Genomic DNA, 18,257 nt, shown 5'->3' with positions numbered 1-18,257 from the left:
TTCAACCTCCGCTCACCGGTGGCAGGATGGCCACACGACCGTCCGCAGGCAGCGGCTCGCTGTCGCGCAGCACGCGCTTTTCATCGGCAAACACCGAATAGTCCACCAGCCCGGCACGGAACCGGGGGAACCGTTCCAGCAGCAACTCGCGCAATGCCCGGCGCAGGTCCACGATGTGTTCACCGTTCACCCGCACGCTTAGCTCGCGACGATGATCCAGCTCGGAAAACACACCAAACAACTGCACAACGACCTCTCTCATGCTTCCTCCTGCCGGGCCAGTTGCAGCGGCTCGCGATGCCCCCAACCCTGCACGCGAGCCAATGTGCCGGCCGGGGCCAACGCATCCTCACCTTCCAGAATCGCCCAGGCGTTGGCCTGCAGCATGGTCTTGAGCCGGAACGATTCCTGCCCGGACAACACCCGCACGCTCAGCCGCCCCCCCGCATCCAGTTCCACCCGTGCCCGTGCGTGCATGCGCAGCCCCGGTGGCTTGCGCACATCGCCCTGCAACGGCAACTGCAACTGCGCCTCTTCTTCCAAACCCAGCATGCGGCGCAACACCGGCTCCACGAAGAAGCGCAACCCCACTGCCGCGGATATCGGATTGCCCGGCAGGCCGAAGTACAGGCAACCATCGGCCAGGCGGGCGAACAGCAGCGGCTTGCCCGGGCGGATGGCGACCTTGTGGAACAGCACGGTGGCACCACGGGCACGCAGGGCATCAGGGATGAAGTCATAGCGGCCCTGCGACACCGCCCCCGTACTCAGCACCACGCGCGCGCCGGCGGCCAAGGCCGCGTCCAGCGCAGCATCAAAAGCAGCCACGTCATCGCCAACGACACCGTTCCAGACCACATCAGCACCCGCGGCGTGCAGGCGGCTGACCAGGAAGGGGCGGTTGCTGTCGCGTATCTGCCCGGACTGCAACGGCTGGGCCGCATCACTGATCAGCTCCTTGCCGGTGCTGATGACCGCCACCTGCGGCCGCTGCTGCACCTGCACCCGGGCTGTCCCGAGGGCATGCAGCAAGGTCATGGCGTTCACATCCAGCGACGTGCCAGCGGCAAGCACGGTTTCGCCCAACTCCACGTCCTGGCCGCGCAGCCGCACGTGTTGCCCGGGCGTGACCATCGCCTGCAGACGCACGCGCGCAGGACGACCCTCCACGGCATCCAGCACCTCCACCTGCTCGACCGGCACCACGCTGTCCAGGCCGGCCGGCATGCGCGCACCCGTCATGATTTCCCAGGCCTGTGCTGCCTCCCCCTGTGCTGCGGCATCGCCTGCGGCCTGCCAGCCGGCAACCTGCAATACGGCACCGGCAGGCAAGGGCTGGCCGTCCGCGCACAGGGCGAAGCCGTCCATCGCAGCATTGTCGAACGGTGGCAGGTGCTGGGCACTTACCACTGGCGCAGCCAGCACCCGGTCTGCTGCCTCGGCAACCACCACCTGCTCGGTCTTTGGCGCCGGCGCCTCGGCCAACAGGATCTGCAGGGCCTGCGCGTAAGTGATCATGCGTGGCTGGCCCCGTCGATCATCGCCAATGCATGGCCCAGCACCGGCGTGAGAATGCTCATGCACTGTGCCGCGGCACGCGGGCTACCCGGCAGGGCGATGACCAGCATGCCCCCCAGTTGCACCACCTCGGCACGGCTCAGCCATGCCAACGGCGTGTGCTGCGCGCTAAGGCCACGGAGCATCTGCGCCAGCCCGGGCACGCTGCGCCCACCCAGCGACTGCAACGCCTCTGGAGTGAGATCGCGCGGTCCCAGGCCCGTGCCGCCAGTGCACAGGCAGATGCGGATGCCGCTGGCGGCGAACGCGTGCAGACGCCCGGCCAGCGGCTCGATGCCATCGGCCAGTACTTCCGTGCTGACCACTTCGCCGCCCAGTGCACGCAGCCCCTCGGCCAGCACTGGCCCGGATTCATCCACATAGTCGCCCCGGCTGGCACGATCGCTGAGCGTGATCACCACACAGCTCGCACCTTGCAGCTGTCTTGGCGGACGCGGGCGGAAGCGCTCACGCTCCTCCGCATCCATACCCTGTGGGTGCAACCACACGCCGCTCTTGCCGCCTTCCTTGAACAGCAGCCGGACACCGCCGATCTCCAATGCGGGCTCGACCGGCTTGCTGAGGTCATACAAGGTCAGCAGGGCCGCGTTGACCCCTGCCAGCGCTTCCATCTCCACCCCGGTACGCGCTTCACTGGCGCATTCGCACCACACCCGGATGGCAAGCCGCTCCGGCGCCGGCGCGCAGTAAACCCTCACCAGTTCCAGTGGCAGCGGATGGCACAGCGGCATCAACGCCGAGGCCATTTTGGCCCCCTGCAGGCCAGCAATCTCGGCCATCACCAGTGCGTCCCCCTTGGGCAGACGTCGCTCGACGATCAGGGGATAGGCAACAGGCCCGGCGACAAGCTCACCCACCGCCACCGCGCGGCGACGGGTAATGCGCTTGTCACGTACATCGGCCATATGGAATGCCGCACTCATCTGCCCACTCATTGCTTGTCTCATCCTCCAATCGAGGCCAGATGCGGGGTCAACCCGGTCTGGCCGAAATGCAGTCCATGCCCGGCTGCCTTCAGCCCAAGCTGGGTGGTGATGCGCGCCAGCAGCGCGCCCTGGTCCTCATCTGACTGCAGCAGCGGCCGCAGTGCGATGCCGAAGTCACCGAACAGGCACAACCGCAGATCGCCGCGCGCGGTAACCCGCAGGCGGTTGCAACCTTTGCAGAAATCCTTTGAGTAAGGAGCGATGATGCCGATGCTGCCGCGATGGTCGGGATGACTGAACTCACGTGCGGGGCCCGCATCGGCAGCGCGTCTGCGCTCGCTCCAGCCAGCAGCCAGCAACTGCCCGACGATCACATCGGCGCACAGATGGTGACGTTCAAAGTAATCGCGGTTGTCACCGGTGCGCATCAGTTCGATGAAACGCACGCTCACTGGCCGGTCGCGCAGGAAGGCCATCCATTGCGGCAGTTCGTCGTCATTGAGGCCGCGCAGCAGCACGGCATTGAGCTTGACCGATTGCAGGCCCAACGCCTGGGCCAGGGCGATGCCTTCCATCACCTCGGGCAGGCGGTCATGTCCGGTGATGGCATGGAAACGCTCGCGACGCAGGCTGTCCATACTCACGTTGAGCGCAGTCAGGCCCGCACGATGCCAGCCTGGCAGGCGCCTGGGCAGCAGGCAGCCGTTGGTGGTGATGGCAACCTTGCGCACGCCCGGCACCTGCGCCACGGTGGCGATGATCTGGTCCAGGTCCTTGCGCAGGCTCGGCTCGCCACCGGTCAGGCGGATCTTGTGCATGCCCAGCGTGGCAAACGCCCGTACCAGCCTTGCGATTTCATCCACCGCAAGAAAGCGCGGCCGGCCGTCGGCCTGGTAGCCGTCGGGCAGGCAATAGCTGCAACGGAAGTTGCAGGCTTCGGTCAGCGACAGACGCAGGTATGGAAAGCTGCGCCCGAAGCCATCGGTGAGTTGGCTCATGGCTGTTTCACCTCCTGAGTGCACGTATCCACGCTCGCCCGGCATGCCGGGGTTCCCTCGCCTGTAGTGACTGACCGTCAGCCTACGTGGGGCTTTGAAGCGATGGCATGACTTAAATCAATCAAGGGCACCGCCATGCCTTGCGAAGCTATGGCAGCATACCCTTTACCAACGCCCTGTCCTGTGACCCCGATCATGATGCTGAACGATTTCAATGGCCTGCTGCAGGCAGCAGGACAGCAAACCGAGCCCCAACGCCTGTTGTTTGTGTTCGTCAAAGCCGACCTGCCCGAATCACCCACCGCCGATCAGCATGCCCGCCACAGCAACGGCGAAGGTGGCACGTTGAGCCCGGTGCTGTGTGTGGACAAGGCCCCGCAGGAAATCGCGTCCTTCCAGACCCTGGCCGCCGAATCCGCCCAGACCGGGCTGGTCTGGGACCTGGTGTTTGTTGCCTCACTGGATGGCCGTGGCGGCATTGCCCCGTCCAGCGATGAAGCAACGCAACCACTGCGCCTGATGGTCAACGCGGTCAACGACGGCCAGATCAGCCGTTTTGCCGCCTTCGATCGCGATGGCACACCGGTGCAGTTCTACTGAGCCAGCAGCTGCAGCATCAGGAAGAACACCACCAGCACCGTATTCAAGCCCCAGGCCACGGTCAGGCCGCGCGCGGCAACACCGTAATTGGGATTTTGCGCGCTCGGCGCCGCCCGCCATACCGCCGGGATGATCCAGCCCGTATACAGCAGCAGCGCCGCGAACAACGCCAGCAACAACGGGGTGCGCCCCTGCGCCAACGCCCAGAGGGCGGCGGCCCATAACAGGTTGCTGGGGATCACCCCCTGCAGCCAGAACACGCGCCAAAGTCGGGAGGGCGGCAGCTTGTCACCTTGGGCGTGGAGGGAACTGACAGCGGTCATGGCTGCAACTCCTAGTCAGCGAGGCATGGGTACACTTTGCGCCGCCGAGGCGGGCGGGTCAAATCCCTGCCCGGTGTCGGCGCGCGCGGACAGAGCCCAACGCCCAGGCGAGCCGCCCGAACGGCCCGCACCATACTCACCCCAGCATGTCCGGCCGGAACAACGAACGGCGGCTGATCATCCTGCCTGCCGTCATGAACACTCCATCGCCGGTGTAATGCAGCGTACGCGGATGCCTGGGCGACACTGCCACATGCGCCTTCACCACCTCGAAGACGAAGAAGTTGTAGCGCTCCACCAGCGCATCTTCGTGCAGACGGCATTCGAGGTTGGCATGACACCGCCCCAGCAGCGGCGCACGCACCCGGGATGCCCGCACCGGCGCAAGATCGAACAGCGCGTACTTGTCCACCGACACGCCACTGCAGTTGCCGATGCGCACCACCGTATCCGCCAACGCGACCGTCGGCAGGTTGATCACACACTCCCCACTACGGCGGATCAGATCGAAACTGTGGGTGGCGCGGGAGATCATCAGACCGACCAGCGACGGTGAGAACTCCAGCACGGTGTGCCAGCCCAGCGTCATGATGTTCCGCTGCTGCTGCCATTGCGACGTCACCAGCACGATGGGGCCGGGCTAAAGGTACTGACGCACTTTTTCCACGGGGAAATCCTGCTTGCGTAATGGCGAACGCATCCTGGGCTCCTTGTTTCATGTGTGATTAGCGCTGAATAGCACCACGCTCCGCACAACAGCACACCACCTGCAGGGGAAGCATTACGTGAGAGTCCCGCCTGCAGCGCATTGTCCCGGCCTCCGCCGGCATTAACACATGCAGCCATGAATCTGTGTCCGGATTGAGCAGACCTACATGGTCGCCGGCTTCTCCTAACCTGCCGGCTTGTATCCCCGTACGCAACCACTGTGCCCAGGACAGACACATGCGACCTCGGAGGGGGTTCTACCCCGAAATCACGGACTGTTTGGAAAGGGTTGAAAACTTCTGGTCCTGCTTGACCCGGCGCCGTCGCATCCTGGGGTTGTGGCGGCGCTCGATGTATTCGAACACATCGGACCGGGCGGCATCGAGTGTTGGATACGTTGTGCGATAGATCCGCTCGCGTTTGAGCAGACCAAAGAACCCCTCGCAGGCGGCATTGTCGCCACAATGCCCCACCGCACTCATCGAGCAGAGCAGGCCATTGGCGGCCAGGTAATCCTGGTAATCCCCGCTACGAAATTGACTGCCGCGGTCGGAGTGCAGGATCAGCGGATGCCGCTCCTGCCGTTGCCAAACCGTCATCTGCACCGCTCTGATCACCATCTGCCGGTCCTGCCGATGATGCATTGACCAGCCCACAATGCGCTGATCAAACAGATCCAGCACGACACACAGATACAGTTTGGCCTGCTGGGTCTTGATCTCGGTAATGTCAGTCACCCACTTGGTTTCCGGCTCCAGGGCGCTGAAATCACGCTCCAGCAGGTTGCGCACGCACGGCGGCGTCAGTGCCGGTTGAGCGCGCTTACCTCGCCGTTTCGGGCGCGGCCAGCCTTGAAGGCCTGCCAACGCCATCAGCCGGGCAACCCGGTTCCGACTGGCCGTCAGCCCTTCCTCGACCAGATCTTCCTGCATGCGGCCGGCCCCCAGCGTGCCCCGGCTGTCCTGATGCAGCGCGTGGATACGGCCCAGCAAGCGCTCATTGTCGCGCTGTCGGGCACTGGGCAGGCGCTTGCTCCAGTCGTAGTAGCCACTGGTCGATACCCGCAGGCAGCGGCACATCAGGCGAATCGGAAACTCATCGCGGCAACGTTCGATCACCTGATACCTCAGGATGATCCCTTGGCAAAGAACGTCGCCGCTTCGCGCAAAAAATCCCGCTCCTTGGTGATCCTGGCCAACTCGCGCTTGAGCCGGGCAACCTCCTCGTCACGCGGGCTCCCGGTACCCGCAAAGGCGGCTTTCCCCACCGTCTCCGCCTCCCGCTTCCAGCGGGTCAGCAGACTGTCGCGGATGCCCAGCTCACGGGCCACCGGGGCGCAGCTGACACCGGGCCGACTGGCTTGTTCCACTGCACCACGCTTGAACTCGGCACTGAACTTGCGACGCTTTGACATGAACACTCCTCATGGCCTCAATCGGCCTTCTTGTAAGTGTCCGTGAAATCGGGGGACCCATCCGAATCAAATTACCGGGGTAAGTCATTGAATGTCAATGAACTCTTCACATAAACGAGGCAGAAACACCCCTTTTTGTACCCCCAAAAGCAAGGGATGCCCATGTACATACACGGACAGTTTCATACACAACTCAGGGTAAGTCGATGATACGTAATGATTAGAGCCCATGGGTTCCTCTCGCCGCCCGGCTGAAAAAGGAGCATCAGTGCGGAGTTGGGAGCCGCCCTACCAGCCAGGTCGAGGCCACTTTGCTCCTCAATTGCTTGCCTCAAATGACTTGTTAGTAATATAACTAACAAGCCTACATCTAGCTCCAACTCACGACTATGGAGCGCCATACCAATGATGACTCTGCCTGCGATAGCTCTACCTGTCCGGGACGGCTTGCCATCCCTACACCTACCTGTTCTAGCCTCGACTGCAGCCTGCGGCTTTCCTAGCCCTGCCGAAGACTTCTTCCGGGAAGAGGACCGCTTGGATCTCAATGCCAAGCTGGTGCCTAACCCACCAGCTACGTTCCTTGTGCAGGCCGACTGCGGCGGCTCGATGGCCGATTTCGGTATCCACGACGGCGATCTCTTGGTTGTCGATCGCTCGATCAGTCCACGACCTGGGCACACAGTCGTGGCTCTGTGGGAAGGTGGCTTCGTCTGCAAGAAGCTCTACATGCGTAACAACTGCATGGTCCTGGCCAGCGGTAGCGGATATCCCTCCATCATCGTGCCAGAGGATGTCGAGCTGGAAATCTGGGGGGTGGTGCGCAGTTCCATCACCCAGCACCTCTGATCTCAGCTCCTGATACATGAGCCCCGTACCGTGCCCGCATGCGCTACGGACTTATCGACGGCAACACCTTCTATGTCTCATGCGAGCGGGTCTTCGACCCCAAGCTGCGAGGCAAACCCACTGTTGTGCTTGGCAATGGCGATGGATGCTGTATAGCCCTGTCGCCAGAGGCGAAGGCCTTGGGATTGAAGATGGGTATGCCCATCTTCCAGGTCCCCAAGGACATCAGAAAGCAGGTCTTCGTCAGGTCAGCCAACTTCGCGCTGTACGGGGATCTGTCAGCCAGGATTGTGACGATTCTTCAGGATCTCTTCCCCAGGGTGGAGATCTATTCGATCGATGAAAATTTCGTCGACCTGGAAGGCCTCAAAGACCCTCTTGCGGCCTGCCTGGAAGCACGCCAACGCATCCTGCAATGGGTGGGCATTCCCTGCTGCGCTGGCCTGGGTGCCACACGCACCCTGGCCAAGGCAGGCAACAAGCTCGCCAAGGACCAGTCCAAGCGTGCCGTCCATGCGGGCTCCTTAGCCGTCTTCCATGCCACCGCACAGAACGTCAACGCTCTGGCCGTCGAGGATGTGTGGGGAGTGGGCAGGCGCTACGCCGAACGCCTGGCAGGCGAAGGGGTAAGAACTGCTGCAGATTTGGCCGCACTCCCCACCGACCATGTTCGTGCGCACTATGGGGTAGTTCTGGCCCGCACCCAAATGGAGCTGCGGGGAATTCCCTGCAGCGATCTGGAACTAGAAGAACCCGAACGCAAGCAACTGGTGGTCAGCCGTACATTTGGTCGTGAAGTGACCGACCCGATGGAGGCCCTGGCCACGTTCTGCAGCGTGGCCTGCGAGAAGTTACGCAAGCGAGGCCAAGCGGCAGGTGCACTGTGGGTCTGGCTGGACGGCAACCCCTTCAAGGGCGATTCGTTCCATGCCAGCAGAGCCTCACCCTTCCCCTTTCCTACGCAGGACACAGGGGAAGTCCTACGGACAGTGCGACGCCTGGCCAAGTCGATCATGGATCAGGCAGACCGTGGCCAAGGCATCCAGGCCTATAAACGTGGAGGTGTGGGTCTGACCAACTTGGTCCAGGCTGAAGCCCGTCAGGCGGACCTCTTCGTTGGCCCTAACGAGAAAGCCGAACGCACCATGGCCGTGCTGGACCAGATCAACGCGAAGTTCGGCAGAGGCACTGTGGGAGTAGGCAACGTGGGCTGGCGGGTTGGTGGAGCCAGACTTGGAGAGCAGTCCAACGTGACTATCAACGCTCAATGGCGACCCATATTGCATTCGTTGTCGCCCAGCTATACAACGAAGTGGGGCGACCTTCTGCAGGTGCGCTGACAAGGATCGGTGAAATAGCGACCATCAAACACTAGACACAACCAAAAGGATGGCGGTTGAAAATGGAAAACAGAAACATCGAATCAGGGAAGTACAAGCCGCGCTTTGACTTCGAAAAAGATCAAAAAACAGATCCGCCTGAGACTGGAAGTATCAGCGAGCTTTTGGAAGAGCTCAACTACGAGATAGCGCATGCGTCAGATGGCAGCAAAGCGAAACACTCTAATGCTTCAGGGAAAACAATAACCCGCAAGGAACTTAAAGGGGTCATTGACTTCATAAACTCCACATTGGGACAAGAGATTCCTTCCGGGAACTGCACACTTCCAATCTCGACCCTAAAAACAATCAAGCTCCTTTACATCAAGAACGACTCCAGCGACACCCAGCTGCTTCAAAGAATATCGAAACCAGGAACCATTAAGGCCACCTTCGAGCACTGGACAGAACGTAACTCTCCAAGAAACGAAAAGACCATAAAAGCAGCGTCCTATCTCATGTCCACACTTAAGCTTGAGATCGACGAGGAAAGACTTAACCAAATCCACATCAATAGACTCACACCATCGAAACTCCTTGAATACTACGCCAGACACATCAAGGAGCTTATAGAACCCATCTACATGGCTTTCGATGGCAATGATGAAGCCATTGCAAGCGCCTTTATGTTTGGCGCACATCAAATAGAAAGCTATCAACCCTCAACTATCCTGCCCAGCAAAGAATCCGCCCCCCTCCACGAAAGGCTGTACATCTATTTGCTAACGCTCCCATTCCTGCACTTCGTTGGAGAGTATCAGCAGGTTGTCGAATCAGAATACGGCGAGTTGAGCAAATACAAGATAGAGCCACTCTTCGCTCACGCCATCTCCTCACCGACGGAGTGCGATGCCCTATTGCGACCTGTCACATCACTCGCAGCCATTCACTTCTTCCTGCAAACCCATGCGAATGAGCTGGCACGCTTGGTTCACCAAGCCACTGGTTACGAGTTGAGATCCAGCGAGATCACAAACATAGCCGACGAAACGCAGAAGGTTCTGCATGCCTATGTCTTCCACGAATGGCACAGAACAGATCTTGACGTCATCAACATTTCAATGGCGGACTGTGTTGCAGCCTTATCAGCCATCACGATCCAAAAGAAGATCAAAACGAAGTACACGCCCTACTGGAAGGGACAGAGCTCAAGCGATAAAACGGCATCTCGCCTACTGAGTCACCTGGACACCTCAAGAGACATCGAAGAGCTATATGAAGAGGACTACATCCCGCAAGGCGCGATGCTCACCCTCTATCATCGATATTGCATCGCCTACGCATTACTTTTCGGTCGCAGCAACCGCATGGAAGCGTTTATGCGATTCCAGATCGCATATCTGAAGCACATGTCCATAGCTCACTCTCATTTCGATCTTGAAGCAGGCAACGAATACGAGAGAAAGATCAACATGTTTTGCGAAGACCTTATTCAATATATCGAAAATCAAGCCACTTCGCACACAATGTAATTTTTAACTCACATCACCCTTATACATATGTAGAAACTCACTTACATCCTTCGAAGCAACAACACGAAGAATGAAAGGAATCGAAGGGAATAGAAATAAAATAGAACTGGCAATAGATTACAGGCAGGGTGTGGTACGCGCACTTACCCTTTCTATCTAATCGCAACACCCTTTGATCGTGAGCATCTACCTACAGCCGACAAGAATCACTCTTGTCGGCTTTTTTATTCTCCCAAGAGAAAGGGTGATACAGCAATGGCAAGTTTCCACTACAGCATCAAAAGCGGAAAGAAAGGCAGTGCACGCAGGCACGCCAACTACATCGAACGGCAAGGTTCACATAGCGACAAAAAAGACCTTGTCCAAACAGGACATGGGAACATGCCCGAATGGGCAGGAGATGATCCGAAACGGTTCTGGAGCGTTGCTGACAAGCATGAGCGTGCCAACGGAGCAGTGTACCGAGAACATGAAATCACTCTTCCGAGTGAGCTCAGCACTGAACAGCAGGTCGAACTTGCCGACCGGCTTGCAAAGAATCTCGCAGGGATCAAACCCTACCAATACGCGCTTCATGCGCCTGAAGGAAAACTCGGAGGGGATCCGAACCCACACATCCACCTGATGTGCTCGGACAGACTGCCTGATGGCATCCCCCGTACACCTGAACAGACCTTCGCCCGCTACAACGCCAAGAATCCTTCCGCAGGCGGATGCCGCAAGGATAGTGGCGGAAAGAGCCCAATGGAGTTGAAGCAGCAGGTGACTGCACAACGAAAGCTTGTAGCGGACACCCAGAATCAGTTCCTTGCTGAGAACGGATACTCCGCCCATGTAGACCACCGCAGCTTGCGCGACCAGGGCATTGCCAGGCCCCCGGAGCGCCACCTCGGCCAACGCTTCGTAAAGGAGATGGCAGATGCAGAGAAGTCACAGTATGCTCAATGCCGTAAAGAAGCGCAGGTAGCTTCAGACACTTAAAATCAGACAGCGGCCAGTACCTCACCCAGCGATTCTGCTACAAAGTCGCAGAATCGCAATGACACCTGCTGACCACGTTAGAAAAGCCCCGGCCTATCGCCGGGGCTCCCTTGGTACAAAGACTGCTTACAGCGCCCTCCGGTCAAAGTAGTGATTCATCAAGCGAAGATACGTCCTCTTGTCCCGGTACCCACTGCAGATCTGAATTGCTCCCTGGCCTTCAAGAACCGAGATGGCTGCATTCAGCCTTGCTCGGTTACGTACAGGTCCACAGCGCAAAACCTGGTTCTTGGGAACGCACGTATCCGAATAAATCCCTCTCCACCACTTGGCATGCAGATACCGATCCAGAGCTTGAGCATCGGCCTGATCCTGCGATACCACGAACGCAGGTGAGAACAGATGCTTGTACTCATCAACATGCCACCGAACGATCTCGAAGGCACGATTGATCGTATCGAGGGTGATGTCACCTCCCTCTCCACTGAAGTACTGCATCGATGCAGCGAGTCGTGCCACGATCTCCATGATCTTTGCCGCGAAGTCATTGATATCGCTCAAGTACTCCCCGTCGCGCAGCAAAGACTCAGTTTCTGATGCCAACTCTACCCAGCGTGCCCTGGCATCGATGGAGAAGGACACCACTTCACGAGCAACGGCGCCCGAGGCTGAAAGCTCCTTGTACTTCAACAACAGCTCCGCGACCCGCTCATGGAATGCCGGCAAATGCTCCCACACCGGTTCCACGTCCTCGATTCGCCGATAGCCCATCATGGAGCGAGGCCACGCGACCAAGTAACGTGCCCAATGCCCACTCCCCTTTGCGACAGAGCCTCGCCTATTGAGGAACTGCTTGAGCGGTTCATACTGGGTCATGATGCTCACAGACACACGCGGATTCATCGCAATCAGATGCTCGTTCTCCGCACGATCCAACGGCATCATTCCTGGTGAATCCCAGAGACGATTGAGTAAGCCCACATTCGCCATTGCCTCGCTCTTGAACAGCATGTGACCTTCATCAGTCGTGATGGCTATGGACTCACCATCACCCTGAACGGCCTCCATAATGGCCTTGGCCGTGATGTCCTGCCGCAGGAAGCAACGCAAGCGAGGCTGCAGTGGTTTCTTTTCTGCATACTCCTTCAGCTGAGACTCGAGTGCTTCCACAGACTTACCTGCTGCAACTGCTTTACTGATCGCGCTCTTCAGCCCCTTCATCTTGGCCGTCCAGAGTCCGTACTCGATCTCATAAGCCTCAGTCTGCTGCTTGAACGCAGCCAGCGCCTTCGTATCAGCATCACGGAAAGGCGCCTGCAGCAGCTCGAACACCGTTGACTTGCGTTCACCAGACTCAGCCACAAGCATCAAGTTCTGCGTTACAGGCCGGGGCTGCCCGGTTGGCAACTTGACATCAATCAGCCCCTGACAAGCCATCGAGATGGCATTGATGAGACCCATGCCAACCATGGCATCAGGAACCTGCACGTTGCGGAAGATCTCAAGACCAGCCTCACGCGCAATGTGGTGGAAGCTTTCCAGGGGATATTTGGGGGCATAACGCTGCCAATGGGTAGTCATCATGCATCCTCCTCTGCCGCGCCAAACGCGGTCTGCTCTTCAGCCTCGACCAACAGATGGCCACAGCTCTGGCACCGAGCAGCATCGCCCTCCGCATGGCGACGAGCACGCTCCTCATTGAGCAGCTTGCGGAATTGAATCAGGTTCAGATCATGCTTGTAAGCAGCATTGAACTGCTCCACCAAGATCTTCTTGCGCATCTTCTTTGCGATATGCTGCTCCAACACCGGGTACGCCTCCCTGAAGTCCTGCTCGAGCTTGGTCTTGCCCTTGGACAGCTGTTCATGCAGGGCCTTCTCGAGCGAGGCGAGCGGCGTGTTGGTGATTCCGAGATTAGCCATCATCACTTCGCTCCCTTCGCACGACGGAACTTCGCTGCACGACCTTCAGCCCATGCCATGGCTTCATGCGTCCAGTAGAACTTCGGAGACAGTTCACTGTCATAGAGCGGAATGCCCTTCGGGAAGTCCGGATCGGTCTTCATCAGCTCGTATGCCTTGCTCCTACTGACGCGAAGCAATACGATCAGCTCCTTCAACCGCAGCGTGGGGCTATCGGGCCAGCCGATCTGGTTCCGCTTCAGATCCAAACTGGGCAAAGTCGTTCTCTTGTCCAGGCTCTCACGCAGACTGTTCTTGATGTGCGTCATTTACTGATTCCTTCTCGTTGTTGATCGTTAGAGGAAGGAATCCGGCCGGTTTCCTATCGAAGGGGATTGGCCTCCGACGTGATCAGTGTCGATATGCTGCTGTTGGGGGTACAGGGAAAAAAAATCCAGGTTTTTTCCAGGGACGCGCACAACCGACCAGATCAAAGAAAAATCAAACACTTACATGCCAGAGAGCTTTCGCTCCCTGGCATGTCTCGTCCTCTGCGCCCACAAACCGGTCCGTTCCATCCGATGTCCGCTCAGGACCTGAACTGCCTCTTGTCCGTACCTGATACAGATCCGTACCGGTACTGCTCCCCTACGACACCAACCGAGACGCTTGCGCTTCCAGTCTGTCCTTGAGACTTCCGTTTGCAGTTGCCTGAGCAACCTCGCCGTGACCTGACGGATAGAACTCCTCAACCACAGCCGGTACGTCCTCATCCAAGTCCTCGAAGGCCCCGTTAGCGAAGCCCTGTCTCGCCGCCTCATCCAGTGCAGCTTGGTCGATCCCCGCTGCAGCTCTTGTTGCGTGTCGCTCAACCGCCTCTGCGACAGCCTGTTCGAGCGTCAGCCCGCTCCGAACCACCAGATCGACGTAGTAGATCGCTGATCGGTAGCTCATCGTCGTGGACTTGCCCCGCAGCTTCAGCTCGAGCGGCAGACAAGACAGCCTTCCGCCCGACACTGCACTGAGGTAGTGCAGCCGTGCTGCCAGTGTGCGGATGGTGTTGTAGGAGGTGGTGCGCAGAACAAAGCTACCCATCGCATCCCCCGCCCCGTCCCCAATGACCACATTCAAGCGGGCATAGGCTTTGCAGCCCCCACTGGCAAACTGGCACCCATCCGGACCAGGACAAGGCAACGTCTCCATGCCTTCAGGCCCAGCACGCCGGCAGGTGTCTCCGTTGCCTACACACAGCGGTCTTCCGTTCTCGCGATTGAACAGCGAATAGTCAGCCCGGAGGTTCAGGGTTGGATCGTCGAAGAGCAGGCGCACCGGGATGGATCGCAGCTTGTTACCCTCCGATGCCTTCCGCAGCTCTTCATCCAGCGGGTGCAGCACCCAGCCCTCACGGTTCTGTACCTGGCTGGTGAGGGTGAACTGGTCGTCCTTTTCGGGCAGCCGCTTGCCATTGCGCTCTACTACCCGGCCGATGGAAATACGCCCAATCACGGGCGGCGTTATGGCCAGTCCCTTCAGCATGATGTGACCTCTTTGATCGTGGTGTTGATCCGGAATCGGCGCGACCCCGGACGGACTACCGTGTAGGCCGCAGCGATCTCCGGGTGCTCGGCTGCGAGCCGCTTGGTATCCAGTGACGTGCCATCCTTACTACGGCGGTAGATGACTTCTCCCAGTGAGCCGAACCGGGCAATGGAAGCGTCCCCCATGGCTTGCTGCAGTGTCTGCTTGAGCAGTTCTATCTGCTGTTCCTGCTCTGCAACTGCCTCAGTGAACGAGACCAGGTTGGTGAAGGTCTCGACCAATTCCGGGTCCTGACTGAAATCGACAACGGTGTCCTTGCCTGGGTACAAGCTCCGCAACGCACTGGCCGCTGACTCCGAGCCATCGGCTGGAGGCTCGATGTCATTGATGACGTGCTCCCAGAACCGGGCCTCCAATACCACCAAGCGGCTGATGATCTCTTCGTCTCGCTCAATACGGTGGATCCTTAGCGCCTGGCCACACAGCAGCACTGCCACATCTGCTGCCTGCTTCCCCGTCACTGCCAACTGATGCTGTACCTGCAGCTGCACGTACTCGGGAACCCCGTCTTTCCACAGCCGAGAGCCGAACTCCCCTGCTGTCTTGCACTCAAGGATTTGGACCGCCGGGGAACCAATTACCTCTCGATCGAGGTTGGCCAGCATGTGCGGGAAGGTCGGATGCTGCAGAACGGCGTTGACTCGGCGTACCCGGTTCCCCGTGCGCTCCTGGTAGGCTGTGGCCACCATGGGTTCGAGCAGGGTTCCCCAATAGCGGGGATCCTCTTGTCCAGGGGGGATCTCTTCCATTGGCTTGCGGCCCGTCTTCTCCTGCCACAGCTCCAGCTGGCTCTTGTAGGGGTTCAACCCCACGGCGGTGGCAGCATCCGAACTACCGATGCCGCCATTGCGGACCTCCAGCCACTGCTGGCGATCCAGTGAACGCGTATCAACCAAACGCAACGCGGTGTGCTTGCTCATTGGCAATCTCCGGAATAGAAAAGGCCGCCTTGATGGGCGGCCTTGGTCAGGTCTTTCATTTCAAGCTATCGATGTGGTCAAGATGAATGGGCGAAGCGACAGCACTGATCGCTGCAGCTCTGTCAGACCATGCCTTGAGAGGCCATCGAGACCACCTCATGACTGGTGACAACGAAATGGTCCAACAGCCTCACGTCCACGGTGTCCAAGGCAGCCTTCAGCCGCGCCGTGACTGCGCGATCTGATGCAGATGGCTGCAAGCTACCGCTTGGATGGTTGTGAGCCATGAGTACCGCCGATGCATTGTGGGCAAGTGCCCTCTGAACCACGATCCGAGGATGAACCTCGGCTGCATCAATCGTTCCTGAGAAAAGCCGCTCAACTGCGATGAGCTGGAACTGCGTGTCGAGAAAGGCAACCTCGAAATGCTCGCGGTTTTCGCCTCCCAGACGTAGCCGGAAGAGCAATGCACCCTGGGTTGCTCCTCCCAGCACCTCCCCTGGCAACGATGCCCGTTTCTGCAGGATCTGCAGCGCCCTCGCAATCGTCCTGTCCTCACGTACCCGGATCCTGCTCTCCTCCTCATCGGATCCGGCCCTTGATGTGGTCATGTGATAGGCCTGCGCTTCCATCAGGCCACCAACTTCATCACTTCATCCCACGCGCGCTGCTTGAGCTGAGCTCCAGCACCGAACCATGCCGCATCACGGCGGTGATCATCGCTACGGGCTCGTCGGTGGTGGTCAACGTACTCCGTGACGCTGTTGAGTACGCCCCAGGCCGTTGCACGGCTGGAAGGCAACAACGCGCCACGACCGCCGCCCTCATACAGGGCACGGACACTGGCCAGCGCCTGCTCGTTGACGACCTCAGCGGTGGTGCCCTGGCCTTGGTAGGTAAGCACCCGTCGCAACAGACCATCGACCGTATCGGGATCAACTGGACGGTCGCAGAGGGCTTTCATGCGAGCCACGAAGCTGTCCCATGTCGAGACGGTGATCCCCAACTGGCGCTTCACGGCATCCGGGTCGAACTGACTACGATGCGGGACCTTGATGGCTCCGCTGCTGTCTCCCAGAGCGATTTGCAGGGTGTTGTTGCACACCACGCGCACCGAGGTGAACTGCGCCGTAGTGGCCAACGTGCCGTCACAAGCGGTGGCCAACAAAAGATAGCCATCCACCCTGTCACGCCCCTTCAGCGAAGTGCTCTGGCCCGTCCGAGCCATGGCCCAGAACTTCTTGCCGCCCTTGAGCACACCCGCCGTCTCCAGTTCAAAGCCACTGTGCTGCGTCAGATCACGGTAGAACTCCAGGATCTCTCCCGGCTGGACAACCTTGAACCGCTTGGATACGACAGCCAGCGGCTCCCTGGTATCGGAGCGATAAAGAACCTTCTGCTCCGGGAAGGAGTGGATGGCACCGATGGCGTTGCTACCCGTGATGAAGCGGACCTCGGAGTCCTCGATTTGCCAATCCATACCAGCCTGACGCTTCCAGACCTCAATGGGCTGGTGCTGTTCAAGCTTATTGCCCAGACCATGCCACGGCTTAGCACCCGCATAAGCCATTGTTTCAACCAGATGCATCGTATTTTCCTCGCTTCTTATGGCACAAACGCACAAGGCCCGGACGATGCCGGGCCTTGTGCGTATGCCAATGCAGTATCAATTAAAGGGTTCGATGTCTTCACTGCCCGAAGACAGAGCACACCGAGCAACCGCAGCGATGATGGATGCTGCGACAACTAAAACACAGTAGAGGCAATCGGATCTTTCTTTCATAAAGCCATATCCAAAGCAGATGCATCATCGCGGAGCATCTACACGCGAAGCCAGTAACCACCGGCATCAACTGGGTGATATGTGTCTGAATTTATTTATATTACGCATCCGTAACTGGCCCCAACGAGGTTGAATGCGGTGCACTATCTATCGCCTGAGTGGTGCTCCCTCGCCCCCTTTAGTAATACTGCCGGATGTAGCTGTAGGCCTTCTCGAACAGCTCTTCATCCGCATGCAGCTTGTATTTGAAGAGGGCTTTGCGCAGGGCCTTCTTGACTTCACGCTCGCCGGCCTGGGTGCCTTGCCAGCCCGGGAAGCGGACCAAACGCACAATCTCGTCGATGTCCGCCACAACGCGTTCGACCATGATGGGCGTCTCGGCCGTCTTGACCTCGTTGAACAGCTCGGTGAGCGCCGCCTTGCCGCGATCCTCGTCCTCTTCGGGCGGGACATCCTTCTAGGCTTGCAGCGTTTCCTTGGCGATCTCCAACAACTGCTTCAGAAACTCCACGCTGTTGATCTGACCGGACTCGAAACGGTCTTTCAGCGCGTCCAACCGCTCGGAGAGCTGTTTGAACTTTGGGTTGCCTGCGTGCTTACGCATACGCCGACTCAGCTTGATCTCAATCTCCTTAGCCTTTTTAGGATCGGGATTCGAGAGCACTGCCTCCAATAGATCGGCATCCAACACCAATGTGTCGAGATCGTCCCGAAAGTTCCGTAACTTTTTGGCAAGAACGATTGTCACCGACTGAGTTCGGCCAGTGCCACCCAACGTGGCTGCTTTGATTTGTTCTAGTGCCAGGCGCACAGACGGTCCCTCACA

20 protein-coding genes and 1 pseudogene are annotated in these 18,257 nt (G+C 59.0%); 5 read left to right on the top strand and 16 right to left on the bottom strand.

Going from position 1 to position 18,257, the window contains the following annotated elements; genetic code table 11:
- Position 1: 1 nt before the first annotated feature.
- The 4 genes from ACZK33_RS04910 to moaA are packed head-to-tail and all read right to left on the bottom strand — an operon-like array spanning position 2 to position 3,502.
- Positions 2 to 262 carry a molybdopterin converting factor subunit 1 gene (locus ACZK33_RS04910; RefSeq protein ID WP_004146493.1) on the bottom strand — a complete coding sequence of 87 codons (261 nt, stop codon included), beginning with the start codon at positions 260 to 262 and terminating at the stop codon, positions 2 to 4.
- A complete protein-coding gene (locus ACZK33_RS04905; RefSeq protein WP_099589912.1) occupies positions 259 to 1,518 on the bottom strand; it encodes a molybdopterin molybdotransferase MoeA in 1,260 nt (419 codons plus the stop codon). Before ACZK33_RS04905 ends, ACZK33_RS04910 begins: the two co-directional genes overlap by 4 nt.
- On the bottom strand, positions 1,515 to 2,513 hold the full coding sequence (moaCB, locus tag ACZK33_RS04900; RefSeq protein ID WP_099589911.1) for a bifunctional molybdenum cofactor biosynthesis protein MoaC/MoaB: 999 nt from the start codon (positions 2,511 to 2,513) through the stop codon (positions 1,515 to 1,517). Before moaCB ends, ACZK33_RS04905 begins: the two co-directional genes overlap by 4 nt.
- An 8-nt stretch (positions 2,514 to 2,521) precedes the next feature.
- Positions 2,522 to 3,502, bottom strand: coding sequence for a GTP 3',8-cyclase MoaA (moaA, locus tag ACZK33_RS04895; RefSeq protein WP_032968965.1), 981 nt, complete (start codon positions 3,500 to 3,502; stop codon positions 2,522 to 2,524).
- Positions 3,503 to 3,697: 195 nt separating this feature from the next.
- Between moaA and ACZK33_RS04890 the strand changes: the two genes are divergently transcribed.
- Positions 3,698 to 4,102, top strand: a complete 405-nt coding sequence (locus ACZK33_RS04890) for a hypothetical protein (RefSeq protein ID WP_004146485.1) — start codon at positions 3,698 to 3,700, stop codon at positions 4,100 to 4,102.
- Here ACZK33_RS04890 and ACZK33_RS04885 read toward each other — a convergent pair.
- The 3 genes and pseudogenes from ACZK33_RS04885 to ACZK33_RS04875 all read right to left on the bottom strand — a co-directional run bounded on the left by ACZK33_RS04885 (position 4,096) and on the right by ACZK33_RS04875 (position 6,547).
- Positions 4,096 to 4,425 carry a hypothetical protein gene (locus tag ACZK33_RS04885; RefSeq protein WP_004146483.1) on the bottom strand — a complete coding sequence of 110 codons (330 nt, stop codon included), beginning with the start codon at positions 4,423 to 4,425 and terminating at the stop codon, positions 4,096 to 4,098. The two genes, ACZK33_RS04890 and ACZK33_RS04885, sit on opposite strands and share 7 nt — an antisense overlap.
- Positions 4,426 to 4,561: 136 nt before the next feature.
- A pseudogene (locus ACZK33_RS04880) lies at positions 4,562 to 5,125 on the bottom strand (flavin reductase family protein).
- Positions 5,126 to 5,390: 265 nt separating this feature from the next.
- Positions 5,391 to 6,547, bottom strand: a protein-coding gene (locus ACZK33_RS04875) for an IS3 family transposase (protein WP_236509026.1) whose coding sequence is annotated in 2 segments (ribosomal slippage) — positions 5,391 to 6,307 and positions 6,307 to 6,547 — 1,158 coding nt in all. Because the reading frame shifts where the segments join, the coding sequence is not laid out codon by codon here.
- 447 nt (positions 6,548 to 6,994) lie between these two features.
- On the opposite strand from ACZK33_RS04875, the gene ACZK33_RS04870 reads away from it, so the two are divergent.
- The 4 genes from ACZK33_RS04870 (at position 6,995) to ACZK33_RS04855 (ending at position 11,228) form a co-directional block, all read left to right on the top strand.
- The gene (locus ACZK33_RS04870) at positions 6,995 to 7,396 is read left to right on the top strand and encodes a LexA family protein (RefSeq protein ID WP_236509061.1); all 402 of its coding nucleotides are present in this window, start codon (positions 6,995 to 6,997) and stop codon (positions 7,394 to 7,396) included.
- Positions 7,397 to 7,434: 38 nt separating this feature from the next.
- Positions 7,435 to 8,736, top strand: a complete 1,302-nt coding sequence (locus ACZK33_RS04865) for a Y-family DNA polymerase (RefSeq protein ID WP_478454178.1) — start codon at positions 7,435 to 7,437, stop codon at positions 8,734 to 8,736.
- 62 nt (positions 8,737 to 8,798) lie between these two features.
- Complete coding sequence (locus ACZK33_RS04860; protein ID WP_478454176.1) at positions 8,799 to 10,247, top strand: hypothetical protein; 1,449 nt, start codon at positions 8,799 to 8,801, stop codon at positions 10,245 to 10,247.
- 255 nt (positions 10,248 to 10,502) lie between these two features.
- Positions 10,503 to 11,228, top strand: a complete 726-nt coding sequence (locus tag ACZK33_RS04855) for a MobA/MobL family protein (protein WP_478454174.1) — start codon at positions 10,503 to 10,505, stop codon at positions 11,226 to 11,228.
- Positions 11,229 to 11,354: 126 nt separating this feature from the next.
- Here the strand turns inward: ACZK33_RS04855 and ACZK33_RS04850 are convergent, their stop codons facing one another.
- The 9 genes from ACZK33_RS04850 to ACZK33_RS04810 all read right to left on the bottom strand — a co-directional run bounded on the left by ACZK33_RS04850 (position 11,355) and on the right by ACZK33_RS04810 (position 18,242).
- The gene (locus ACZK33_RS04850) at positions 11,355 to 12,812 is read right to left on the bottom strand and encodes a YfjI family protein (protein WP_236509030.1); all 1,458 of its coding nucleotides are present in this window, start codon (positions 12,810 to 12,812) and stop codon (positions 11,355 to 11,357) included.
- Positions 12,809 to 13,153, bottom strand: a complete 345-nt coding sequence (locus ACZK33_RS04845) for a hypothetical protein (protein WP_099475968.1) — start codon at positions 13,151 to 13,153, stop codon at positions 12,809 to 12,811. Before ACZK33_RS04845 ends, ACZK33_RS04850 begins: the two co-directional genes overlap by 4 nt.
- Positions 13,153 to 13,458 carry an AlpA family phage regulatory protein gene (locus ACZK33_RS04840; RefSeq protein WP_099475969.1) on the bottom strand — a complete coding sequence of 102 codons (306 nt, stop codon included), beginning with the start codon at positions 13,456 to 13,458 and terminating at the stop codon, positions 13,153 to 13,155. Before ACZK33_RS04840 ends, ACZK33_RS04845 begins: the two co-directional genes overlap by 1 nt.
- Positions 13,459 to 13,777: 319 nt before the next feature.
- On the bottom strand, positions 13,778 to 14,665 hold the full coding sequence (locus ACZK33_RS04835) for a recombination directionality factor (protein ID WP_236509031.1): 888 nt from the start codon (positions 14,663 to 14,665) through the stop codon (positions 13,778 to 13,780).
- Positions 14,659 to 15,648, bottom strand: a complete 990-nt coding sequence (locus tag ACZK33_RS04830) for a YqaJ viral recombinase family nuclease (protein ID WP_236509032.1) — start codon at positions 15,646 to 15,648, stop codon at positions 14,659 to 14,661. The genes ACZK33_RS04835 and ACZK33_RS04830 overlap by 7 nt, the downstream gene beginning before the upstream one ends.
- A gap of 122 nt (positions 15,649 to 15,770) precedes the next feature.
- Positions 15,771 to 16,280: a JAB domain-containing protein gene (locus ACZK33_RS04825; RefSeq protein WP_236509033.1), complete on the bottom strand. Its 510-nt coding sequence runs from the start codon at positions 16,278 to 16,280 to the stop codon at positions 15,771 to 15,773.
- A complete protein-coding gene (locus ACZK33_RS04820; protein WP_478454170.1) occupies positions 16,280 to 17,236 on the bottom strand; it encodes a DUF932 domain-containing protein in 957 nt (318 codons plus the stop codon). Before ACZK33_RS04820 ends, ACZK33_RS04825 begins: the two co-directional genes overlap by 1 nt.
- Positions 17,237 to 17,609: 373 nt before the next feature.
- Entirely contained in the window at positions 17,610 to 17,798 is a 189-nt protein-coding gene (locus tag ACZK33_RS04815) for a hypothetical protein (protein WP_478454168.1), read from the bottom strand.
- Positions 17,799 to 17,888: 90 nt separating this feature from the next.
- On the bottom strand, positions 17,889 to 18,242 hold the full coding sequence (locus ACZK33_RS04810; RefSeq protein ID WP_478454166.1) for a hypothetical protein: 354 nt from the start codon (positions 18,240 to 18,242) through the stop codon (positions 17,889 to 17,891).
- Positions 18,243 to 18,257 lie beyond the last annotated feature (15 nt).

This window comes from Stenotrophomonas sp. 86156_Sma (assembly GCF_056481625.1).
The sequence above is the reverse complement of the archived record's forward strand: the minus strand, read 5'-3'. Positions and strand labels throughout refer to the sequence as shown.

Coding starts and splice junctions, on each gene's coding strand:
- moaCB (WP_099589911.1), bottom strand. CDS start 2,513: ATGAGTGGGCAGATGAGTGCGGCATTCCATATGGCCGATGTACGTGAC.
- ACZK33_RS04860 (WP_478454176.1), top strand. CDS start 8,799: ATGGAAAACAGAAACATCGAATCAGGGAAGTACAAGCCGCGCTTTGAC.
- ACZK33_RS04830 (WP_236509032.1), bottom strand. CDS start 15,648: ATGAGCAAGCACACCGCGTTGCGTTTGGTTGATACGCGTTCACTGGAT.
- ACZK33_RS04910 (WP_004146493.1), bottom strand. CDS start 262: ATGAGAGAGGTCGTTGTGCAGTTGTTTGGTGTGTTTTCCGAGCTGGAT.
- ACZK33_RS04815 (WP_478454168.1), bottom strand. CDS start 17,798: ATGGTCGAACGCGTTGTGGCGGACATCGACGAGATTGTGCGTTTGGTC.
- ACZK33_RS04820 (WP_478454170.1), bottom strand. CDS start 17,236: ATGCATCTGGTTGAAACAATGGCTTATGCGGGTGCTAAGCCGTGGCAT.
- ACZK33_RS04905 (WP_099589912.1), bottom strand. CDS start 1,518: ATGATCACTTACGCGCAGGCCCTGCAGATCCTGTTGGCCGAGGCGCCG.
- ACZK33_RS04845 (WP_099475968.1), bottom strand. CDS start 13,153: ATGATGGCTAATCTCGGAATCACCAACACGCCGCTCGCCTCGCTCGAG.
- ACZK33_RS04840 (WP_099475969.1), bottom strand. CDS start 13,458: ATGACGCACATCAAGAACAGTCTGCGTGAGAGCCTGGACAAGAGAACG.
- ACZK33_RS04835 (WP_236509031.1), bottom strand. CDS start 14,665: ATGCTGAAGGGACTGGCCATAACGCCGCCCGTGATTGGGCGTATTTCC.
- ACZK33_RS04865 (WP_478454178.1), top strand. CDS start 7,435: ATGCGCTACGGACTTATCGACGGCAACACCTTCTATGTCTCATGCGAG.
- ACZK33_RS04885 (WP_004146483.1), bottom strand. CDS start 4,425: ATGACCGCTGTCAGTTCCCTCCACGCCCAAGGTGACAAGCTGCCGCCC.
- moaA (WP_032968965.1), bottom strand. CDS start 3,502: ATGAGCCAACTCACCGATGGCTTCGGGCGCAGCTTTCCATACCTGCGT.
- ACZK33_RS04825 (WP_236509033.1), bottom strand. CDS start 16,280: ATGGAAGCGCAGGCCTATCACATGACCACATCAAGGGCCGGATCCGAT.
- ACZK33_RS04890 (WP_004146485.1), top strand. CDS start 3,698: ATGATGCTGAACGATTTCAATGGCCTGCTGCAGGCAGCAGGACAGCAA.
- ACZK33_RS04855 (WP_478454174.1), top strand. CDS start 10,503: ATGGCAAGTTTCCACTACAGCATCAAAAGCGGAAAGAAAGGCAGTGCA.
- ACZK33_RS04850 (WP_236509030.1), bottom strand. CDS start 12,812: ATGATGACTACCCATTGGCAGCGTTATGCCCCCAAATATCCCCTGGAA.